This window comes from Dietzia sp. KRD202 (assembly GCF_017168155.1).
In the GTDB taxonomy this organism is placed as follows: Bacteria; Actinomycetota; Actinomycetes; order Mycobacteriales; family Mycobacteriaceae; genus Dietzia; species Dietzia kunjamensis.
The window spans coordinates 160,288-180,950 of sequence record NZ_JABFAN010000017.1; the positions used below are offsets into that span (position 1 = coordinate 160,288).

At 71.0% G+C, this 20,663-nt stretch carries 17 protein-coding genes; 5 read left to right on the forward strand and 12 right to left on the reverse strand.

The window, feature by feature from the left end:
- The coding region (locus J1M64_RS13350) for a hypothetical protein (protein WP_206474424.1) at positions 1 to 689 on the reverse strand (689 nt) is incomplete at its 3' end.
- A gap of 225 nt (positions 690 to 914) precedes the next feature.
- Positions 915 to 2,594 carry a TM0106 family RecB-like putative nuclease gene (locus J1M64_RS13355; protein ID WP_206474425.1) on the reverse strand — a complete coding sequence of 560 codons (1,680 nt, stop codon included), beginning with the start codon at positions 2,592 to 2,594 and terminating at the stop codon, positions 915 to 917.
- 111 nt (positions 2,595 to 2,705) lie between these two features.
- Here J1M64_RS13355 and J1M64_RS13360 point away from each other — a divergent pair, with 111 nt between their 5' ends.
- Both J1M64_RS13360 and J1M64_RS13365 read left to right on the forward strand, forming a co-directional pair.
- On the forward strand, positions 2,706 to 3,551 hold the full coding sequence (locus J1M64_RS13360) for a DUF6474 family protein (RefSeq protein WP_206474426.1): 846 nt from the start codon (positions 2,706 to 2,708) through the stop codon (positions 3,549 to 3,551).
- Complete coding sequence (locus tag J1M64_RS13365) at positions 3,548 to 4,207, forward strand: copper resistance CopC family protein (protein WP_206474427.1); 660 nt, start codon at positions 3,548 to 3,550, stop codon at positions 4,205 to 4,207. Before J1M64_RS13360 ends, J1M64_RS13365 begins: the two co-directional genes overlap by 4 nt.
- Before the next feature lie 215 nt (positions 4,208 to 4,422).
- Here J1M64_RS13365 and J1M64_RS13370 read toward each other — a convergent pair whose 3' ends face one another.
- Positions 4,423 to 5,988 (reverse strand): succinic semialdehyde dehydrogenase, encoded by a 1,566-nt coding sequence (locus J1M64_RS13370; RefSeq protein WP_206474428.1) that lies wholly within the window; start codon positions 5,986 to 5,988, stop codon positions 4,423 to 4,425.
- Between the two features lie 136 nt (positions 5,989 to 6,124).
- On the opposite strand from J1M64_RS13370, the gene J1M64_RS13375 reads away from it, so the two are divergent.
- The gene (locus tag J1M64_RS13375) at positions 6,125 to 6,919 is read left to right on the forward strand and encodes a MerR family transcriptional regulator (RefSeq protein WP_206474429.1); all 795 of its coding nucleotides are present in this window, start codon (positions 6,125 to 6,127) and stop codon (positions 6,917 to 6,919) included.
- Positions 6,920 to 6,974: 55 nt separating this feature from the next.
- A complete protein-coding gene (locus J1M64_RS13380; protein WP_206474430.1) occupies positions 6,975 to 7,862 on the forward strand; it encodes an oxidoreductase in 888 nt (295 codons plus the stop codon).
- A 148-nt stretch (positions 7,863 to 8,010) separates the two neighbouring features.
- On the opposite strand, the gene J1M64_RS13385 is transcribed toward J1M64_RS13380, so the two are convergent.
- The 3 genes from J1M64_RS13385 to J1M64_RS13395 all read right to left on the reverse strand — a co-directional run bounded on the left by J1M64_RS13385 (position 8,011) and on the right by J1M64_RS13395 (position 11,880).
- On the reverse strand, positions 8,011 to 9,075 hold the full coding sequence (locus J1M64_RS13385) for a hypothetical protein (RefSeq protein WP_206474431.1): 1,065 nt from the start codon (positions 9,073 to 9,075) through the stop codon (positions 8,011 to 8,013).
- Between the two features lie 124 nt (positions 9,076 to 9,199).
- Entirely contained in the window at positions 9,200 to 10,717 is a 1,518-nt protein-coding gene (locus tag J1M64_RS13390; RefSeq protein ID WP_206474432.1) for a phospholipase D-like domain-containing protein, read from the reverse strand.
- Positions 10,714 to 11,880, reverse strand: a complete 1,167-nt coding sequence (locus tag J1M64_RS13395; protein ID WP_119192686.1) for an amidohydrolase family protein — start codon at positions 11,878 to 11,880, stop codon at positions 10,714 to 10,716. Before J1M64_RS13395 ends, J1M64_RS13390 begins: the two co-directional genes overlap by 4 nt.
- A 133-nt stretch (positions 11,881 to 12,013) precedes the next feature.
- Between J1M64_RS13395 and rraA the strand changes: the two genes are divergently transcribed.
- The gene (gene rraA / locus J1M64_RS13400; protein ID WP_119192687.1) at positions 12,014 to 12,496 is read left to right on the forward strand and encodes a ribonuclease E activity regulator RraA; all 483 of its coding nucleotides are present in this window, start codon (positions 12,014 to 12,016) and stop codon (positions 12,494 to 12,496) included.
- Positions 12,497 to 12,560: 64 nt separating this feature from the next.
- Here rraA and J1M64_RS13405 read toward each other — a convergent pair whose 3' ends face one another.
- From J1M64_RS13405 to gltB, 6 genes are all read right to left on the reverse strand, one after another.
- Positions 12,561 to 12,971 (reverse strand): hypothetical protein, encoded by a 411-nt coding sequence (locus tag J1M64_RS13405; protein ID WP_206474433.1) that lies wholly within the window; start codon positions 12,969 to 12,971, stop codon positions 12,561 to 12,563.
- A 111-nt stretch (positions 12,972 to 13,082) separates the two neighbouring features.
- Positions 13,083 to 13,637: a hypothetical protein gene (locus tag J1M64_RS13410; RefSeq protein ID WP_154829452.1), complete on the reverse strand. Its 555-nt coding sequence runs from the start codon at positions 13,635 to 13,637 to the stop codon at positions 13,083 to 13,085.
- Positions 13,637 to 13,936, reverse strand: coding sequence for an RNA-binding S4 domain-containing protein (locus J1M64_RS13415; protein WP_241261516.1), 300 nt, complete (start codon positions 13,934 to 13,936; stop codon positions 13,637 to 13,639). Before J1M64_RS13415 ends, J1M64_RS13410 begins: the two co-directional genes overlap by 1 nt.
- Before the next feature lie 25 nt (positions 13,937 to 13,961).
- Positions 13,962 to 14,309: a hypothetical protein gene (locus tag J1M64_RS13420; protein ID WP_206474434.1), complete on the reverse strand. Its 348-nt coding sequence runs from the start codon at positions 14,307 to 14,309 to the stop codon at positions 13,962 to 13,964.
- A gap of 88 nt (positions 14,310 to 14,397) precedes the next feature.
- Complete coding sequence (locus J1M64_RS13425) at positions 14,398 to 15,870, reverse strand: glutamate synthase subunit beta (RefSeq protein ID WP_067714930.1); 1,473 nt, start codon at positions 15,868 to 15,870, stop codon at positions 14,398 to 14,400.
- On the reverse strand, positions 15,863 to 20,464 hold the full coding sequence (gene gltB / locus J1M64_RS13430) for a glutamate synthase large subunit (RefSeq protein WP_206474435.1): 4,602 nt from the start codon (positions 20,462 to 20,464) through the stop codon (positions 15,863 to 15,865). Before gltB ends, J1M64_RS13425 begins: the two co-directional genes overlap by 8 nt.
- Positions 20,465 to 20,663 lie beyond the last annotated feature (199 nt).

Below are 20,663 nucleotides of genomic sequence, written 5' to 3' on the forward strand. Positions count from 1 at the left end.
GCGTCGGGGGCCGGCGCCCACGGCAGCGGCGGCAGCGGGGGCAGGGCGATACCGGCGGCGGTGAGCGACGCGTGGATCTCCGGGAGGAAGTAGATGCCCGCACCGACAGCGGCGACCGAGCCGAGACCGAGGGTCGCGGGGACGAGCGAGCCCGTGCCCGGCAGGGACCCCGCGTCGGACCCGAAGACGACGGTCGCACCCTCATCGATCCCCAGCGAGCCGGCGATGGGCGCGTAGAGCGGGGCGAGCGAGCCGGTGGTCGGCTCACCGAGCAGCGCCGAGCCCGAGGTGTCGACCGAACCGGTGCCCTCGGCCGGGGTGAAGATGTCGACCGAACCGGTGGCCTCGGAGACGGATCCGGCCAGCGGCGCGAGCGAGCCGGTGGAGGGCTCACCGAGCAGCGCCGAACCCGAGGTGTCGAGGGAGCCCTCGCCGGTGGCGTTGGCATCCAGGATGAGCGAACCCAGGTCCTCGGGGACCGAACCGTTACCGGCGGACTCGCCGCTACCGACCGAATCGCCGCTGCCCGCGGACTCGGTGCTGCCCTCCGTGGAGCCGCCGACGAGGCTGCCGAGGTCGATGCTGCCGGACGCGTCGCCGTCCTGCGCGGTGGCGACGCCGGTGGCGCCCGAGATGGCCAGGGCAGCGGCGGCCGCGACCGCTGCCGCCTTGCGGGTGGTGAACGTCATTGCGTCTCCTCGTGTGGAAAAGGGGTTCCCAGGCGCGGAGGCTCGTGGCCGACCCACCCCGGGCGGGGTCTGTGGGACGTGAGAACAGCGTTACGAGAACGAGGTTCATCGGTCCGTGCCCCACCCTAGCCACACTTTCAGGTGATCAACGGCGAGAACTCAGTTAAATCCTAGTTAGAAGAAGCTCCCGAAATCCGCTCACGCACTGCGGATATCACCGCGTACTCAGCCGAGGCGGGAGATCCACTCACGCACGGCCCGGGTGGCCTGCACGTCGTCCTCGTTGTAGGTGAGGATGCGGTCGCGGCCAGCGTCCCGCTCGACGCCCCGCGCCGCCTGCGCGTCGCGGTACCAGCCGAGCGAGGCCTCGCCGCCGGCCTCGGGATCCCGCCACGTGAACCCCGCGGCCGGGGCGACCACCTTCAGCCCGAGGCCCGAGGTGGAGACGAACTGGGTGGTGACCGCCTCGTGGACGTCCACCCAGAGCGGGGAGGAGATGAAGCGCCGGACCTCGGCGACGGACGGGACCCCCTTGACGACGGCGACGGTGCCCTCCGGACCGAACCTGCCGGCCGACGAGAGCAGCCACCCGTTCTCCGCGGATCGTGAATAGCAGTAGGCCCGGAACGACCGCCCCTGCCCGGCCGCCCGGTCGCGGATGCCTGTCAGCCAGCGCCAGAACTCCGCGAACGAACGCCCCTCGTCCGGATCCGGCAACCGCGCCCAGGTGGCGAACGGCCTGTACCCCTCGGCCTCCAGGGGCCGCCCGTCCCTCAGCGTGAGCAGGGTCCCCCACAGATACGCGCCGTCGTCGAGGTGGCTCTCCAGGTCGACGTCCACCTCGATGTCCGCACGCGGGATGCTCGGCCGTGCCACCTTGGGCACCACGACCTCGCCGTCGCGGTGTGCCCTCGCCCGCAGGACCGCGTCCGAGAACGGCTCGCCGTTCCAGTCCGTGGGCCGGTCCGGTCCGGCCTCCGCCAACTCCGCCACCGTCCGGATCCCCCGGGCCCTCAGCGACCCGACCTGTCCGCCGCCGACGACGAGACTGACGTCATCGGTCACGACGAGCCGGTCGCGGCAGCCCTCGACGGGCCCGTCCCGGTCGTCCCAGCCCTCCCACCAGGGGCAGGTGCGACACTCGCCGATCCGGCTGGGCGCGGTGTCCAGCTCACCGCGCACCACGGCCAACCGCGTGGCGTGGGTCCGCTCGGCCGAGTCGAGTACCGGCTCGAGGTCGTGCACCACCGCGCGCGCCGACCCCAGCCCCAGCACCGCACCGACCGGGGACTCCGCCGCGTGCCCCACCGCCCGTAACAATCGCCACGCGTGGACGAGTCGATCCAGATCCGCGGGGTGACGCCGCACCCGGAGAGAGGGATCGGGCGCGGGGGCCCAGTCGAGCAGCCGGGTCACCGTCGCCGTCGAGGCACTCTTGCCTCGTCGTGGATCGACCACCTTGTGATTGACCACCAGCACCGGCGCGTACCCACCTCCGGGCACGGCCGCCAGGGTGCACCGGAGGCCCGCCCGGCCCCCGTGCGGATCGGCGGGAAGAGCCGCGCCCCACACCAGGGTCGCCCCGTCGGCCAGGGCCCGGAGTGTCGACCTCTCGTCGTCGTCGCCCGGTACGTCCCCCGGCAGATCGGTCCAGTGATCCCCCACCACATCCACCACCGCGGCGTCGGGGCGCGCGTCGCGCAACGCGCGCTCCCGCAGGCCCGCGCGACGATCCGCCGCCGCCATCGCCCGCAGCCGCACCCCCTCGTCGAGCGGCGCGGTCCGCCACCACCCCGGTCGCGCATCACGCTCCCGGGCCACGCGGTGCGGACATCTGGCCCCCGAGGCCGGCCCCACCACCGTCGCGTCGGGGGCGCGGTGCGTGGTGCTCCCGGCGTCCTCCATCGCCGTCCATCATGGACCAGGCACGCCCCGCACGACGGTCCGGTCCTCAGCGCGGGCCGATTCGCCTAGGCTGGAGACCTGATGTCCGCGACGAGAGAAGGATCGACGCCCATGGGCAAGCTGACGACCTACCGCGACAAGCGTGCCGAACTCCGCGCCCATGCTTCGGCGCTCAAGTCCACGGCCATGAAGGAGGCCAAGCTCGCGGCCAAGGAGACGCGCAAGAAGGCCAAGGAGGCGCACCGCGTGGAACTGGCCGAGGCCAAGGAGCGCGCCAAGCTCGAGCGCAAGAACGCCGACCGCAAGGCCCGACGCGCCGAGAAGCGCGCCGAGAAGCGCGACAAGCTCGACCGCAGGTCCGCCAAGCGGAACCGCAAGAACGAGAAGGTCCACGCCAAGCAGGAGCGCGCCACCATCAAGCGCGAGGCCAAGCTGCTGGCCAAGGACCGGAAGCTCGCCGAGAAGATCGACTCCGCCGGCCGCAAGCACGAGTACGAGCTCGCCGAGATGGAGCTGAAGAAACTCGAGGGCACCAAGCTCAACAAGGATGACCTGCAGCGGTGGCTGAGCATGGCCAAGGTCGCCACCCCGGTGCTGTTGCCGATGGTCTACAAGGCCGTCTCCAACGTGCAGGGGTCGCCGGGCAAGCCCGCCGGCCCCGGGGGCGTGGACCTCGAGGCCGCCGGCATCAACGCCACCGGCCCCGGCGCCGCCCTCGGTGTCCGCATCGTCCGCCTCGAGCAGACCCTCGACCAGCTCGACGTGAGCCGCGGGAGCGAGCGTGAGGTCAAGGACTTCATCTCCTCCACCCGGACCCGGCTCACCGACCTGCGGACCGCGGTCGAGACCGCCGAGACCACGCCCACCGCGCAACGGCGCGAGATCCACTCGTCGATCTCCGGCGAACTCGACCGCATCAACAAGGACATCTTCGCCCGCCTGGGCGTCAAGGCGTGACGGCGCTCCGGGGGCGGCTGGCCTCCGTCGCGGTCGCTGCCGCCCTGGTCGGCGGCGCGGCCGCTCCCTCGGTGGTGCTCGCACCGGTCGCCGTCGCCCACTCGGTGTTGGTCTCCATCGACCCGGAAGACGGGTCCGAGCTGGACACCGCGCCCGACGAGATCGTCCTGACCTTCAACGAGGAGATCAACCAGAACTTCGCCTCCGTCGCCGTGACCGCCGGGGAGAACCGGGCCAACCGGGTCGTGGGCGACCCCTCGGTGGCGGGCGAGACCGTCACGGTCGACGTCGATGAACTCGAGCCCGGCCCCTACACCGTCGGATACCGGGTGACCTCGTCCGACGGTCACGTGGTGAGCGGGTCATCGGTCTTCACCGTGGCGGGCGGGGCCGAGGGAGCCGCCGGCGCGGAGGCAGGCGCACAGTCCGGCGGCGAGTCCGGCTCGCAGGCAGGCGCAGAGTCCGGATCGCAGCCCGCGGCCGGTGGAGACGCCTCCCCGGCGGGCGGGTCCGACACCGGGGCCGGCGACGAGGCGGACGTCGCCGATGAGACCTCGGGCGAGGACACCGGCATCAATCCCGCGATCTGGGTCGTCGGCGGTCTGGCGATCCTGCTCATCGGTGGCGCGTTCGTGCTGCTGCGCCGCGGTAACTGACGAGCGGGCACGCTGAGCGGCGAGCGGTGCAGCCGCTCCCCTGCCCGGCGTCTCGCTCCCGCGCCTGTACACGTCAGCCACACCCGCGTCCGCGCGTGGCGTCTGGCCTGCCCCTCGGGGCGCGCGAGACGCCATGCCCGGACGCGGCTGTATCACGAGCTCGAGCGGCCGTATCACGAGGCGGGCCGGGGCGGCCGCGGGCTCCCGCCGCCCGCCTACCGTCCCGGCAGGAAGCGCATGGCGTCGGTGGCGGGCGCGAGCAACTGCTGCCACCGCGTGCGGGGCAGGAACGACGGCCCGCCCATGTGCACGACGCGCTGAGTGGCGATCGTCTGCGCCTCGGTGTACTTGAGCAGTCCCTCGTCGCCGTGGCGTCGGCCCACACCGGAGGCGCCCATGCCGCCCATCGGGCCCGCGACGGAGCCCCAGCCCGCGACGTAGCCCTCGCCGACGTTGACGGTGCCGGTCCGCAGGCGCGCCGCGATCTGCTCGCCCTCGGAGTCGGACCCCGCGAACACCGACGAGTTGAGCCCGTACTCGGTGTCGTTGGCCTCGGCGATCGCCTCCTCGACCGAGTCGACCGGGTAGATCGACACGACCGGGCCGAAGGTCTCCTCGCCGTAGCAGGTCGCGCCGGAGGGCACGTCGGTGAGCAGGGTGGGCTCGTAGAACAGCGGTCCCAGGTCCGGCCGGGCGCGTCCGCCGGCGAGGACGCGCGCGCCCTTGGCCACCGCGTCGTCGACGTGTGCGGAGACGGTGTCCAGCTGGTCACGGGAGATGAGGCTGCCCATCTCGGCCTCGAAGTCGTAGCCGGGCCCCACGCTCATGGACTGCACACGCGCGGTGAGCTTCTCGATGAGCTGCGGCGCGACCGAGCGCTCCACGTAGACCCGCTCGACCGAGATGCACAGCTGACCCGAGTTGGAGAAGAACGCGCGCGTGGCGACCTCGGCCACCTCGTCGAGGTCGGCACCCTCGGTCACGATCATGGCGTTCTTCCCGCCGAGTTCGGCCGAGAAGCCGATCAGGCGCTCGCCGCACTGGCGGCCCAGCGTGCGGCCGGTCGCGGTGGAGCCGGTGAACATGAGGTAGTCGACGTTCTCCACGATCGCGCCGCCGACGGTCCCGCCCGAACCGGGCACCACCTGGAACAGGTCGCGCGGCAGGCCCGCCCGGTAGAGCATGTCGGCGGCGGCGAGGGCACAGAACGGCGTGATGGAGGCGGGCTTGATCACCACGGCGTTGCCCGCGAGCAGGGCGGCGAGCGCGTCGGTGGCGGCGAGGTTGAGCGGGTAGTTCCACGGCGCGATCACGCCCACGACGCCCTTGGGCTGGCGGCGCACCACGGCCTTGGTCAGTCCCGGCAGCATGCCCTGGACGCGCTTGGGGGCGAGCAGCCCGGGCGCGGTCCGGGCGTAGTGACGCGCGGTGATGAGGCAGTCCAGCACCTCCTCCTGTGCGGAGGCGCGGCTCTTGCCGGTCTCTGCCTGCACGATGTCCATGAGTTCGCGGCGGTTCCGCATGACCTGCTTGGCGAAGCGGGTGATGACGGCGACCCGGTCGGCGACGTCTCGTTCGGCCCACGCGACCTGCGCGGCCCGGGCCCGCTCGACGGCGGCGGTGACATCGTCGGCGGTGCCGGCGGGGATCTCCGCGAGCGGGTCACCGGTGAAGACCTCGGTGATCATCGCCGACGGGCGGCTCGAGGGATCGGCCCGGAATTCGGGGATCGCGACGAGGTCGCGGAGACGGTCGTACACATGGGGCGCGGGTCGGCTCATGGCACCGAGGTTACCGGCGGGTAAGGAAGAGCGGTACCGCCTGCCACCGTTCTTCGCCCGCCGGTCGCGGAAACCCGGGCTTGACCCTGACATCGCGTCAGGCCCCACGCTCGTGGATGTGAGAGATGCTGGAGACATGACGACGAGAGACGGGCTCACCGTGGGTGCGGTCGCCGCACTCGTCGGGGTGAGCGTCCGGACCCTGCACCACTGGGACCGGATCGGGTTGGCGCCGGCGAGCGGCAGGACGTGGTCGGACTACCGGGTGTATGACGACGACGACGTCGCCCGCCTCCACCGGATCCTGGTCTACCGCGAGCTGGGCTTCCCGCTCGCGGAGATCGGGGACCTGCTCGATGACCCGGAGGCCGACGCCCTGGCTCACCTGACCCGCCAGCGGGAGCTGCTGGTCAGACGCATCTCGCACCTGCAGGAGATGGTCTCCGCAGTCGACCGCATGAAGGAGGCGATCGATATGAACGCACCACTGACCCCTCAGGACAGGGCCGAGATCTTCGGCACGGACTGGAAGGAGGAGTACCAGGAGGAGGCCGAGAACCGCTGGGGCGACACCCCGCAGTGGGCGCAGTCGCAGGAACGCACGGCGCGCATGTCCAGGGAGGACTGGAAGCAGGTCAAGGCCGAGGGCGACGCGCTCAACGTCGACCTCGCCGCCGCCAAGCGTGCCGGCACGGACCCGGGGGCGCCGGAGGCCGCGGAGCTGGCCGAGCGCCACCGCGCATCGATCGGGCGGTTCTACGACTGCACGCATGCGATGCAGGTCTGCCTGGCGCGGATGTACCTCGAGGACCCACGCTTCGCCGAGACGTACGACGCGCACGAGCCGGGCCTGACTCAGTGGCTGGTCGCCGCCGTCGAGGCCAACGCCCGGGCGCACGGCGTCGACCCGGACACCGCCACCTGGGAGTGAACTGCCCCGCATGAGCCGGTGGGCGATGTCGGACGGCGGACGTACCCTGGCCCGCATGAGCCGATGGACCACCGCCGACATCCCTGACCAGACCGGCCGGACCTTCGTGGTCACCGGGGCGAACTCCGGGCTGGGCCTGCAGTCCACCCGCGCGCTGACCGACGCGGGCGCCCGCGTGATCATGGCCTGCCGTGACACGGGCCGCGCCGAGACGGCCCGCGCGGGGCTCGCGCACCCGGACCGCGCCGAGGTCGTCGAACTCGACCTGGCCGACCTCGAGTCCGTGCACGCGGCGGGTGAGCTGCTCGCGGGCCGCTCGCCCGACGTGCTCATCAACAACGCGGGGCTGATGAACATCCCACGGTCGCGCACCGCGCAGGGCCACGAGATGCAGTTCGGCGTCAACGTCCTCGGCCACTTCGCGCTCACCGAGCACGTCGCGCCGGCGCTCACCGACCGGGTGGTGTGGCTGGGCTCGATGATGCACCGCTTCGGCACGGTGGACCCCGACGACCTGGACTGGACCCGTCGCCGCTACGCCCCGATGCCGGTGTACGCCGCCTCCAAGCTGGCCTGCGTCATGCTCGCCTACGAGCAGCAGCGTCGCCTCGAGGCCGCGGGGTCGCCGTTGAGGGCGGTGGCCGCGCACCCCGGGTACTCGGCGACCAATCTGCAGTACCGCAGCGGCAGTCGCGTGCAGGACCTGCTGATGAAGGGCGTGGAGAAGATCCCGTTCCTCGTGCAACCGGCCGAGCGTGGGGCCCTGCCGCAGCTCTACGCCGCGACCGTGGAGTCCGTCGCGGGCGGCGCATACATCGGCCCCGACGGCCCCGGCGAGCTCACCGGGTACCCGACGACCGTGACCTCCACCAAGGCCTCGCACGACCGCGAGGTCGCGGCCGCGCTGTGGGACCGCTGCCGGGAAATGAGTGCGCAGGGGTGAGTGGTCAGGGGTGAGTCCGCAGGGGTGACCGCCCGTGGGTAACCGCTGGCGGCGCGGCCTACCGCCCGGCCTTCCGCCCGGCCTTCCGAGTGGCCCCGCAACGATCCGCCCGGGCCCGCGTGGAGGGGACGACGACGAGGCCGGGCCCCTACGCGCGCCGGCGGGCGAAGGCCAGCAGCAACCCGCCCAGTAGAATCGTCCCGGCGGCGACGCCGACCAGCGCGGTGGTCCCCACGCCGGTCACGGCCAGCTCCGCGGGGGCCGACAGCTCGGCGGGGGCCGACTGCTCGCCGGGTCCGGCGGCGGCGGTCCCCGCGGTCGTGGCGATGGCGGCAGGCGTGGCCGCGGCGCCGAGGGTCGCGCCCACACCGCCGGTTCCGCTCTGCGTGTCCCCGGCGGGACCGTTCGCGCCGACCGGGGAGGCGTCGGCCTCGTCGTCGTCGACCTCACCGTCGTCGACCTCGTCCGTCGCGTCCTGCCCACCGTCGGCGGCCGCCGCCTCGGCCTCGGCGCGACGGCGCTCGTTGTCCTCGTACGGATCCTGCAGCGCGGCGATCTGGACCGCCTCGATGCTCCCCGCCAGCGCGCCGGGCAGCTCGGTGCCGGCGGCGTCCGCGGCGTCGGTGAGCAGCGCGCCGCCCTCGGCCGAGCCCTCGACCAGCCCGTGCCAGAAGTCCAACTCGTGCGGGTAGAGCGCGCCGGCCTCCTGCCGCTCACCCAGCGCAGCAAAGTAACCGCCGGCGAGTTGCACGCCGACGACGGCGAACATGTATTCGGGGATCGCGATCGATCCCAGCCCGATGGTGCCAGACCCGATCGACCCGGTCGGATTGGCGTAGACGGACCCCGGCAAGCTCCCCGACGACGCCACGGACGCCGCCGCGGACCCGCCGGCCGACCCCAGTGCCTCGAGCGGCGCCACCGAACCGAGGGTCTGCCCCAGGGACAGTCCGGCATCCGCGACCGGGGCGCTGCCCGTCTCGCGCAGCCCCTCGGACCCGAGCGCCCCACCGCCGATGACGATCTCCTCGGGCAACTGGCCGACCAGCTCATCGACACTGCTGTTGCCCGTCTCGGCGGGCAGCGCTGACCCCGACCCCGAGTCCTCCTGCGCGTACGCCACGGCGGGGACCGCGACCGCCGCCACCACGGCGGTCGTGACGGCGGCGCCGAGGCGCCTGGTCCGGGCTCCGGAACCACGGGTCTGGGGCATCGGGCACAGCCTCTCGTCGCAGGGGCGGGCCTGTGCGACCCGCGCACGCTGAGCGTACTACTGCGGTGCCGCCCGCCCGTAGCGCCGGCTGTCCGGCCGGACCCGATCCGCCGCCGGACCCGGCCTACTGCAGCGCGGAGGTGAGACGTGCGACGTTGTCGACGTACCGCCCCGGCCACGGGCGGCTCATCCACGTCTCGATGCCCAACGTGGTGCAGTCCTCGAGGTAGGAGTCCACCACGTCGTTGAGCTCCGCGACCGCCTCGCCGCCCAGGACCAGCAGACTGATCTCGAAGTTGAGGTTGAACGAGCGCTGGTCCATGTTGCTCGAGCCCACGATCCCGGCGTAGTCGTCGATCAGCACCGTCTTGGTGTGCAGGACCGCCGGGGAGCGGAAGCGGTGGATCACCACCCCGGCCTCGAGCAGCGCGCGGTAGTAGGACCGCTGGGCGTGGTGGACGAGGAACTGGTCGGCGTGTTCGGGGACGAACAACTCCACCCCCACCCCGCGGAACGACGCCGACGTGATGGCGTGCAGGAGAGCGTCGTCCGGCACGAAGTACGGGCTGACGATCCGCACCCGCTCACGTGCCTGGCCGATGAGCTGGGTGAACATCCGAAGCCCGGGCTGCGTCCTGTACCCCGGCCCGGACGGGACCAGCTGGAACGCGCTCACCGGGTCGCCCGCCGTGGGATCCCCGCCCGTGCGTCCGGGCGCCAGTGGTGCGCCCTGAGCCACGTCCTCCAGCGTGCCGATCACCTCGCCGGACTCGGAATACCAGTCCACGGCGAACACGCTGTCCATCGCCTGGACGATCTCCCCGCGGACCTCCATCATCAGATCGACCCACTCACGGCCGAGCCGGGCGTTGCGCGAACTGCCGTAGTGGCGCTCGATGAGGTTCTGCGACCCGATGAACCCGTGCACCCCGTCCACGATGAGCATCTTCCGGTGATTGCGTAGGTCCGGCCGCCGGAACCGGCCGCGGAACGGGTTCACCGGCAGCATCAGGTGGAACTCCACCGGGGTCGGCCGCAGCCGCTTCCGCAGCTTCGTGAACCCCCGGTAGCGCAGTGACCCGAGGTGGTCGACCAGCACCCGGACCACGACCCCCCGCTCGGCGGCCTCGACCGCGGCGGTGAACAACTCGTCGGTTTCGGAGTCCCACGACTGCGCGTAGAACTCGATGTGCACGTGGTCCCGGGCGGCACGGACCGCCTCGGTCATCGCCGCCAACGACCGGGTGTAGTCCGAATGCAGGCCGATGAAATCCCCGGACATGGCGGGGATCGCGGTGAGGGTCCGGTTCATCTCCAGGATGGTCCGCACCCCGGGCCCCACGCGCACTCCGTCGGGAACGGTGGGCCGCTTCTCGAGCGCCCTGGCATAGAGATGGTTCGCCTCGGCCTGGATGAGGTGCCGTCGCCCGGTGATGTAGGGATTGCCCAGCAGGAGGAACAACGGCACCCCCACCACCGGGATGAAGAGGATGGCGAGCAGCCACGCCTGCGACGACGACGGCTGCCGGTTCTCGGGGACCATCCCCAGCGCGAGGATCTTGATGACGTACTCGGTGATGAGCAGGCCCGAGGTGACCCCTGCCGGGAAGGACAGGTCGAGACCCACCACTGTGGGGTTCACTTCGTCTGTCGGGTCAGGACAGTCCCGAGGGCGAGGGCACGGGGGTCGATCACCGTTCCGCCCCGCATCGTCCACCGCACCACGCCCGCCAGGGCACGCTGGGCGTACACCGAGTCCGCAGAGCCCAGCTCACGGGTCCCGGGCAGGACGACGAACGCGTCGTCGTCGGCGACCGCGGCGAGGTCCGCGCGCAGGCCGACCCGGATCTCACCGCGGTCCCGCAGGCCCACGACCCCGGCGGTGCGCGTGGCCATCCACCCGGCGACATCAGCGAGATCGAATCCCCGGCGACGGGCCTCGGTCCACACGACCGACAGCCCGAGGCGGGCCGAGGCCACGGCGTCGATCGTGCCGTCGCGCAACGCCTCCCACAGCAACTCGCGGTTGGCGGCGTCCCGGATCGGCGGGTCGAGCCGCGCGACCGCAGCGCCGCCGTGGGTGACCTCGGAGACCAGCGCCAGCATGTGCGGGCTGGTGGAGGCGGTCACGGCCAGCCCGTCCGCCCTGGCCTCGCGCAGCAGGGGCAGTTCCTCGTGGTCGGACACCGCCCGGACGTGCAACCGGCCACCCGTGCGCCGGCAGACCTCGAGAAGCCCGGGCAGATCGTCCACCCCGGCATCCACCGCGAACAGCCCGCCGGCCTCCGCGACCTCCTCGGCGGCCGCCACCACCTGTGCGGAGTCCAGGGTCGGCGCGCCGGCGACCCCCTTGCCGGCGGCCACCCCCGACACCCCGAACACGCCACGATCCAGCAACGTCCCGAGCCCGCCGAGATTCCCCGGAACCGCCGCGCCCCACAGTCCGACGTCCACCGTGGACTCGCCGGAGACGTCCTGCCGCCAGCGGTCCACGTCCTCGGGGGTGATCGCGACCGGGTCGCCGTCGGTTCCGTAGTCGATCACCGAGGTGATCCCGCCCTGGGCCGCCGAACGCGTGCCCACCGCGACGTCCTCGGTACTGACGTGCGGGTCGACGAGTCCCGGCATGAGGACCACGTCATCACCGAGCGCGATCGTGTGGTCGCCCGCCAGACCGATGTCCCGCGCCTCCGACCCCGTCCGCACCGACGAGATCACTCCCCCGTCCACCGTGACCGCCGCCTGCTGGATGCGATCGTCGATGACCGCGCGCCGGGCGTGGATCAGGAGTTCGTACTGGGCCACGGGTGGCTCCTTCCGGGTTCTCGGACGATGGCGGGGCACCCTTCACCCGACATTGTCCCCCACGGCGGGCTCCCCCGCGGGAGCGCGGCCGGATAGCGTTGCCATGACCAGACCACGCCCCAGGAGGCCCCGCATGACCGACACCCCCGCCGGATTCGTCCCCACCGCGGACCTCGTCGACGAGATCGGCGAGGACGTCCGCAGCTGTGACACCCAGTTCCGCGACCTCGGCGGCCGGACGGAGTTCTTCGGTCCCGTCTCGACCGTCCGGTGCTTCCAGGACAACGCACTGCTCAAGAGCGTGCTCGGCGAGCCCGGCGAGGGCCGGGTCTTGGTGATCGACGGCGGTGGCAGCCTCCACACCGCGCTGGTGGGAGACCTCATCGCCGAGCTCGGCCGTTCCCACGGCTGGGCCGGGGTCGTGGTCAACGGCGCCATCCGAGACTCGGCGGTCGTGGGCGGCATGGACTTCGGATGCAAGGCCCTGGGCACGAACCCGCGCAAGTCCAGCAAGACCGGCGACGGCGAACGCGACGTGACCGTGAGCTTCGGCGGGGTCGACTTCGTCCCCGGTGACACGCTCTACGCCGACTCCGACGGGATCGTGGTGCGCTGACCCGACCGGGTCGTTCGTCGCACCCGCCCGAGCGCCTGCGGGGTGTGCCCGCGGGCGGGGTCGCTCAGGAGGCTCCCCCGAGGCTCGCGACCGGGATGGTGAGCACGTCGCCGATCGAGGCCTCGGGCCCGTAGCTGCCCAGGGACCCAGGCGCATAGGAGCCTGTCGCGTTGGGCAGCTCCACCGACAGGATGACCGAACCGGCGTTGATGAGCCCGGTGAGCAGATCCATGACGGACCCGGTCCCCAGCGAGCCGTATCCGAGGCTGAGTGTGGCGGCGGTCGCGGCCGCGGGCTCGAGGTTCATGCACCGAAGCGCCTGCGTGTAGGTCTCGATGATCACACACCCGCCCGGCACGTCCGTGTCCACCGGGTCCACGGGCTCGCCGTCGTCCGCGGCGGCGGGGCCGGCCGTGGCGACGAGCGCGGCGGTGGTGAAAGCCGTGACGATTGCGGCGAGGGTGGTCGTGCGCATCGGGATCCTCCGGGTCGTCGCCCCGCCCCACGGCGGGGTCTCACCCAGGAGATGGTATCGGGGGTCACACCCGGGTGGCGCGCGACGCGGCTTTCCGGCCCGCTCGGCCGATCAGGCCTCGCGGCGGATCCAGCGCAGCAGAGGCCCGAGCGAGACCCGGTCGGTGAGATCCAACCCACCCAGCTCGAGCATGGACTCCTCCTCCGGGGTGCGCTCGGATTTGCGCCGCAGGGCCGCGAGAGCGGTCTTCACGCCCAGTCGCTGCCGGAATCCCAGCTGGTCCGGAGTGACCACGCCCCGCAGCTGGAAGAGCTTGAGATCGCGGAGCTGATCGCCCGAGAACTCACTCGACATGAGCTCGATCCGGGCGTCATCGGTGACCGGGGTCGGGCCCACCATGACGACCGCGACCCGGCGGCCGGCCTCGACGAGCGCCTCCCAGTTGTCGCGGATGAACGCCGAACCACCCAGCCCACCGGCCGCCCGCATCCCGGTGACGAGGACGACCGTCCCGGCGACGACGAGTTCGGCCGGGTCCACGGTGTCGTGATGGGTGGCCCGGGTGTCGAACTCCTCGGCGAGCCAGGCGGCGTAACGCCTGGCGCCGGGGTCATCATCGTGCAGCACGACCGGAGCCTGGATCGTTCGCCGCGCCTCGTCCGTCATCAGGCCTCTCCCCGTCCGTCGCGCGCGACCACCCGGGCTGCGCGGCCCCCGATCTCCACCACGTCGCCGTCGACCAGACCGCGACCGCGACGGGTGTCCACCTCGTCGTTGACGGCCACGGCGCCGGAGGCGACCGCGTCCTTGGCCTCGGCACCCGAATCGAGCAGTGATGCCAGCTTGAGGAACTGCCCGAGCGTCAGCTTGCTGCTCAGGTCGCATTCGACGTCGTCGACGGGTGGACCGGCCGGCGGGGGTGTCGCCCGGCCGGTCCGTCCTCGTCCTGCGATGTGGCGGCTCATACGCCCGAGCCTATCGGGCGCGCCGTCACGCGAGCGGACCCGTCCTCGCGGGCTGATCGCCGGGCAGGTCCCCGCGGCCGCGTCGCGTCACCAGGGCCAGCCCCGTCCCGCCGGCCACCAGTGCCGCAGCGGCCAACGCCAGCGCGATGATCTGCACGCCCGACATGCCCGAGGCGTCGTCGACCTCCTGCTCGTCCACGTCGGGGGACTCGCCCCTGGACGGCAGTGGTGGCAACTCGCTCAGCACGGGCAGGTCCGTCACCACGGCCCGGCCGCCCGGTCCCGGGAGCTGGGCCGAGGCCACCGGCGCCCCGGCCAGGACGACCGCAGCGCAGAGCGCGGCGATCATGCTGGCGGGGCGACGGCGGACCATGGATGCCTTCCGAGACGGAGGCCGGGCGGCCTGCTATCAGAATAGACCTGATCTTAGGTTCCATTAAGGTCAGGCGCCACGGCGGATCTCAGCGCTGTGCCACGTCCGTCGGTCGGACCGGCTCCGGCAGCGCCGTCTCCCCCATGAGAAAGCGATCCACCGAGGCGGCGGCGGCGCGCCCCTCCGCGATGGCCCACACGATGAGCGACTGCCCGCGGCCCATGTCACCGGCCACGAACACGCCGTCGACATTGGTCGCGTAGGTGCCGTCACGGTCCACGTTTCCGCGGTCGGTGAAGTCCACCCCCAGGTCGGAACAGAGTCCGGCCTTCTGGGCACCCGTGAAGCCCATCGCCAGCAGCACCAGGTCCGCCGGGTACTCGAAGTCCGTACCGGGAACGGGCTCGAAGCGCCCGTCCACCATCCTCACCTCGGAACCCTTGAGGGCGGTGACGTGCCCGTTCTCCCCCACGAACTCGGCGGTGGACACGCCGTAGACGCGCTCACCGTTCTCCTCGTGGGCGGAGGCCGTGCGGAACATCAGCGGGTACATCGGCCACGGGGTCGAGGCCGCACGCGTCGCCGGCGGGCGGGGCATGATCTCGAAACTCTTGACCGACCTGGCCCCCTGACGGGTCGCCGTGCCGAGGCAGTCCGCGCCGGTGTCGCCGCCACCGATGATGATGACGTGCTTGTCCCGCGCGTGGATGGCGGGCAACCCGTCGGCATCCACCACCGGGTCGCCGACCGCGGCCTTGTTGGCCAGGGGCAGGTAGTCCATGGCCTGATGGATGCCCTCCAGCTCACGGCCGGGCACGGGCAGGTCCCGCCTCATGGTGGCGCCGCCGCTCAGCACCACCGCGTCGAACTGCTCCCGCAGCTGCGACGCCGTGATGTCCTCGCCGACGTTGACCCCGGAACGGAAGACCGTTCCCTCGGCCTCCATCTGCGCGAGACGCCGGTCGAGGACCGCCTTCTCCATCTTGAACTCGGGGATCCCGTAGCGCATGAGTCCACCGATGCGGTCATCACGCTCGAACACCGTGACGGAGTGTCCGGCGCGCGTGAGCTGCTGCGCGGCGGCCAGACCCGCAGGGCCCGAACCCACGACCGCGACGGTCTGCCCCGTACGGAACGACGGGATCACCGGTGCCATGCCGCCGTCGGCCCACGCGGCCTCGGCGATCTCCACCTCGATCTGCTTGATCGTCACGGGCGGCTGGTTGATCCCCAGGACGCAGGAGCCCTCACACGGCGCGGGGCAGAGCCGGCCGGTGAACTCAGGGAAGTTGTTGGTCGCGTGCAGACGGTCGACCGCCGCGTCCCACTTCCCGCGGTGCACCAGGTCATTCCACTCGGGAATGATGTTGCCCAGCGGACACCCCTGGTGGCAGAACGGCACACCGCAGCTCATGCAGCGGGAGGCCTGGGTCTTCAGGTGATCCTCCGGGAGGGTCGTCGACTCGTAGACCTCCTTCCAGTCCATGATGCGCAGGTCGACGGGGCGGCGTTCGGGCAGCTCCCGCTCGGTGTGCTTGAGAAAGCCCTTCGGGTCAGCCATTTGCGGCCTCCATGATCGCCTCGTCCACGTTGCGTCCGTCCTTCTCCGCCTGCTCGATGGCCAGCAGCACGCGCTTGTAGTCGCGCGGCATGACCTTGGCGAAATGATTCACGTTCTGGGCCCAACCACCGAGGATCTCCCGGCCCCGGGCCGAATCGGTCTCCTCCACGTGGCGCTCCACGATGCCGCGGAGGAATTCCACGTCCTCGCTGGTCAGCTCGTCGGTGTCGACGAGCTCCACGTTGAGGTTCTCGGGCAGGACGCCCTGCGGGTCGTAGAAGTAGGCGACGCCACCGGACATGCCGGCCGCGACGTTGCGTCCCGTCTCCCCCAGCACGACGACGCGTCCACCCGTCATGTACTCGCAGGCGTGGTCGCCCACGCCCTCCACCACCGCGGTGACGCCCGAGTTGCGCACGCAGAAGCGCTCGCCCACGATGCCGCGGAGGAATACCTCGCCGGCGGTGGCGCCGTAGCAGATCACGTTGCCGGCGATGATGTTGTTCTCGGCCGCGAAATCGGGGGCGGCGTCCTCCGCCGGGCGGACGACGATGCGTCCCCCGGACAGTCCCTTGCCCACGTAGTCGTTGGCGTCACCGAACACCCGCACGGTCACGCCGGAGGCGAGGAACGCCCCGAGCGAGTTGCCGGCGGACCCCGTGAAGCTCAGGTCGATCGATCCCTCCGGGAGCCCGGCACCACCGTGCGCCTTGGAGATCTCGTGGCTGAGCATGGTGCCCACCGAGCGGTTCACGTTGCAGATCCGGTAGCTGCCCGCGAACGGCCCCGTCGCGGGATCAGCGATCACGGAGCGGCTGTCCTCGATGAGCCGGCGGTCGATGACGCCCTCGAGCTTGTGGTCCTGCGACTTGGTGTTCCGCAGGTCCTGGTGCATGAACGGGGACTCCGCCTGGGCGAAGATCGGCGCCAGGTCGAGCTTCGCGACCCGCTTGTTGTGGGCGAACGCCCGCGACTTGTCGAGGCATTCGGAGTGTCCGATCGCCTCGTCCAGCGAACGGAACCCGAGCTCGGCGAGGTACTCGCGCACCTCCTCGGCGATGAACTCCATGAAGTTCACCACGTACTCGGCCTTGCCGTTGAACCGCTCGCGCAGGATCGGGTTCTGGGTGGCGACACCGACGGGGCAGGTGTCGAGATGGCACACGCGCATCATCACGCAGCCGGCCACGACGAGCGGAGCCGTCGCGAATCCGAACTCCTCGCCGCCGAGCAGCGCCGCGACGATGACGTCGCGCCCGGTCTTGAGCTGCCCGTCGACCTGGACGACGATCCGATCCCGCAGGCCGTTGACCAGCAGGGTCTGCTGGGTCTCGGCGAGACCCAGCTCCCACGGGCCGCCCGCATGCTTGAGCGAGGTCAGCGGAGACGCGCCGGTGCCACCGTCGTGGCCGGAGATGAGCACCACGTCGGCGTGCGTCTTGGACACACCCGTCGCGACGGTGCCCACACCCTGCTCGGCCACGAGCTTGACGTGGATCCGGGCCTCGGGGTTGGCGTTCTTCAGATCGTAGATGAGCTGCGCCAGGTCCTCGATCGAGTAGATGTCGTGGTGCGGCGGCGGCGAGATCAGCCCGACGCCCGGGGTCGAGCCACGAACCTCGGCGACCCACGGGTAGACCTTCCCCGGCGGGAGCTGGCCGCCCTCGCCCGGCTTGGCGCCCTGGGCCATCTTGATCTGGATATCGGTGCAGTTGGCCAGGTAGTTGCTGGTCACACCGAACCGGCCTGAGGCCACCTGCTTGATGGCCGACCGGCGCCAGTCACCGTTGGGGTCGGGGCTGAAGCGGTCGATCGACTCGCCGCCCTCGCCCGAGTTGGACCGGGCGTGGAGACGGTTCATGGCGATCGCCAGCGTCTCGTGGGCCTCGGCCGAGATGGAGCCGTAGCTCATCGCGCCCGTGGAGAACCGCTTGACGATCTCCGAGACGGGCTCGACCTCCTCGATCGGCACCGGGGGACGGGTCCCCTTCAGCTCGAACAGGCCGCGGAGGGTGGCCAGACGTTCCGACTGGTCGTCGACGAGCTGGGTGTACTCCTTGAAGATCTCGTAGCGACCGGAGCGCGTGGAGTGCTGGAGCTTGAACACCGTGTCCGGGTTGAACAGGTGGTACTCGCCTTCCCGGCGCCACTGGTACTCCCCGCCGATCTCGAGCTCGCGGTGCGCGGCCTCCTCCGGCCGCGGCAGGAACGCGAAGCGGTGGCGACGGGCCACGTCCTCGGCGATCTCGTCGAGCCCGATGCCGTCGATGGGGCTGATCGAGCCGGTGAAGTACTCGTCGCACAACTCCTGCGAGAGCCCCGTGATGTCGAAGAGCTGCGCACCCGTGTACGAGGCCAGGGTCGAGATGCCCATCTTGGACATCACCTTGAGCACGCCCTTCGCGGCGGCCTTGCGATAGTTGGCGCAGGCCGCGGGGGTGTCCACCCCGGTGAGGTGACCGGTCTTGACGAGCTCGTCGATGGACTCGAACGCCATGTACGGGTTGATCGCCTCGGCGCCGTACCCGAAGAGGACCGCCATGTGGTGGACCTCGCGGGCGTCTCCGGATTCGACCACGAGGCTGACCCGGGTACGGGTCTTCTCGCGGACGAGGTGGTGGTGCACGGCCGAGGTGAGGAGCAGCGACGGAATCGGCGCGTTGCGCTCATCCGACTCACGATCCGACAGCACGATGATCGTGGCGCCATCCTCGATGGCGTGGGAGATCTCGCGGCGGATCCGCTCCAGGGCGATGCGCAGGCCGCGGCCGCCGTGAGCGACGTTGTACAGGCCGCGGACGACCACCGATCGCAGACCGGGACGGGTCTCGCCGGCCGCCATCAGCGTCGACAGCTCGTCATTGCCGAGGATCGGGTTGTCCAGGCGGATCTGGCGGCACGACGCCGGGCCCGGGTGGATGAGATCGCCCTCGGGGCCGAGCGTCACGCCGTAGCTGGTGACGAGCTCCTCGCGGATCGCGTCCAGCGGCGGGTTGGTGACCTGGGCGAAGCGCTGCGCGAAGTAGTCGAACAGCATCCGTGAGCGCTCCGACAGGACCGGCAGCGGCGTGTCGGTGCCCATCGATCCGATCGCCTCCGCACCCGCCCCGGCCATCGGCGAGACGAGGATCCGGAGCTCCTCCTCGGTGAATCCGAAGACCCGCTGCCTCAGCACGACACGCTCGTGCGGCATGTACGGGTGGTCGACCTGCGGGAGATCCCCGAGTCGGACCATGCCCTCGTCGAGCCACTGCTGGTACGGGTGCTCGGCGGCCAGCTCGGTCTTGATCTCCTCGTCGTCGATGATCCGCCCCTGGGCGGTATCGACCAGAAACATCCGGCCCGGGCGCAGGCGGGTCTTGGTGACGACCTTGTCCTGGGGGATGTCGAGGACGCCGACCTCGGAGGCCATGACGACGAGCCCGTCGTCGGTGACCCAGATCCGGGACGGGCGCAGACCGTTGCGGTCGAGCACGGCGCCGATCACGGTGCCGTCGGTGAACGTGATCGACGCCGGTCCGTCCCATGCCTCCATGAGGGAGGCGTGGTACTCGTAGAACGCCCGCTTGGCCGGGTCCATCGTCTCGTGGCGCTCCCACGCCTCGGGGACCATCATCAGCACGGCGTGGGGCAGGGTGCGCCCTGCCAGCGTCAACAGTTCCAGCGCCTCGTCGAAGCGCGCGGTGTCGGAGCCGCCCGGGGTGCAGATGGGCAGTGCCGCCGACAGGTCCTCGATGTGCTCGCTGGACATGAGTGACTCGCGGGCCCGCATCCAGTTCTCGTTACCGCGGGCGGTGTTGATCTCACCGTTGTGGGCGACGTAGCGGAAGGGATGCGCCAGCGGCCATGCCGGGAACGTGTTGGTGGAGAAGCGGGAGTGGACGATGCCCAGGGCGGACTCCACACGCTCGTCCTGGAGATCCAGGTAGAACTCCGGGAGCTGCTTCTCGGTGAGCATGCCCTTGTAGACGAAGGTCCGAGGGCTCAGGGACGGGAAATACACGGTCTCCGAGCCGAGGTCACCCTTGCCGGGCCCCTTGGAGCCCAGCTCGTGCTCGCAGCGCTTGCGCACGACGAAGCACTTGCGCTCGAGGTCCAGCTCCGTGAGCACCGCCCCTCCGGGGCCGGCGGCCTTGACGAAGATCTGGTGGATGCTGGGCTGCGCGTCGCGTGAGATCGCGCCGACCGTGGAGTCGTCGACCGGGACCTCACGCCACCCGATCACGGACACGCCCTGTTCGGCGGCGATCCGCTCCACCATCCGCATGGCGTCCATCGCGAGCATGCGGGACTGGGGGAGAAAACAAAGGCCGGTGGCATATGCACCGGCCTCAGGCAGTTCTACGTTCTGCTCCTCACGCATCACTTCGCGGAGGAACAAGTCCGGTACCTGGATCAACAAGCCCGTGCCGTCACCGGTGTTGGCCTCGGCGCCAACGGCGCCGCGGTGCTCGAGGTTCACCAGTGCGGCGATCGCCTTCTCGACGATGTCCCGGGACTTGCGTCCGTACATATCCACAACGAACGCGACGCCACACGAGTCGTGTTCGTATTCAGGGCGGTACAGGCTCTTGGGGCCGGGAGTCGTCATCATGTATTCGCCTTCGCTTGTCGACGGGCGGACTCCGTGGTGTCTGGAGCACCCGTACTCAGAGGACCGAAGTGCTCTGGCTCGGAAATAATATGGGCAGAAGGGGCGCAGCACACAAATCGGGAAAGTCAAACTGTGGCCCCTGACATGGGAAGCTGAGTCCACCTTGTGAGATTTCTCTCAGGGTAGGCGCCTCACGCCC

Excerpts from the sequence above, each read along its gene's own strand:
- J1M64_RS13380 (WP_206474430.1), top strand. The coding sequence starts at position 6,975 with ATGAGCCGATGGACCACCGCCGACATCCCTGACCAGACCGGCCGGACC.
- J1M64_RS13420 (WP_206474434.1), bottom strand. The coding sequence starts at position 14,309 with ATGGTCCGCCGTCGCCCCGCCAGCATGATCGCCGCGCTCTGCGCTGCG.
- J1M64_RS13360 (WP_206474426.1), top strand. The coding sequence starts at position 2,706 with ATGGGCAAGCTGACGACCTACCGCGACAAGCGTGCCGAACTCCGCGCC.
- J1M64_RS13405 (WP_206474433.1), bottom strand. The coding sequence starts at position 12,971 with ATGCGCACGACCACCCTCGCCGCAATCGTCACGGCTTTCACCACCGCC.
- J1M64_RS13370 (WP_206474428.1), bottom strand. The coding sequence starts at position 5,988 with ATGAGCCGACCCGCGCCCCATGTGTACGACCGTCTCCGCGACCTCGTC.
- gltB (WP_206474435.1), bottom strand. The coding sequence starts at position 20,464 with ATGATGACGACTCCCGGCCCCAAGAGCCTGTACCGCCCTGAATACGAA.
- J1M64_RS13375 (WP_206474429.1), top strand. The coding sequence starts at position 6,125 with ATGACGACGAGAGACGGGCTCACCGTGGGTGCGGTCGCCGCACTCGTC.
- J1M64_RS13415 (WP_241261516.1), bottom strand. The coding sequence starts at position 13,936 with ATGAGCCGCCACATCGCAGGACGAGGACGGACCGGCCGGGCGACACCC.
- J1M64_RS13410 (WP_154829452.1), bottom strand. The coding sequence starts at position 13,637 with ATGACGGACGAGGCGCGGCGAACGATCCAGGCTCCGGTCGTGCTGCAC.
- J1M64_RS13425 (WP_067714930.1), bottom strand. The coding sequence starts at position 15,870 with ATGGCTGACCCGAAGGGCTTTCTCAAGCACACCGAGCGGGAGCTGCCC.
- J1M64_RS13355 (WP_206474425.1), bottom strand. The coding sequence starts at position 2,594 with ATGGAGGACGCCGGGAGCACCACGCACCGCGCCCCCGACGCGACGGTG.
- J1M64_RS13385 (WP_206474431.1), bottom strand. The coding sequence starts at position 9,075 with ATGCCCCAGACCCGTGGTTCCGGAGCCCGGACCAGGCGCCTCGGCGCC.
- rraA (WP_119192687.1), top strand. The coding sequence starts at position 12,014 with ATGACCGACACCCCCGCCGGATTCGTCCCCACCGCGGACCTCGTCGAC.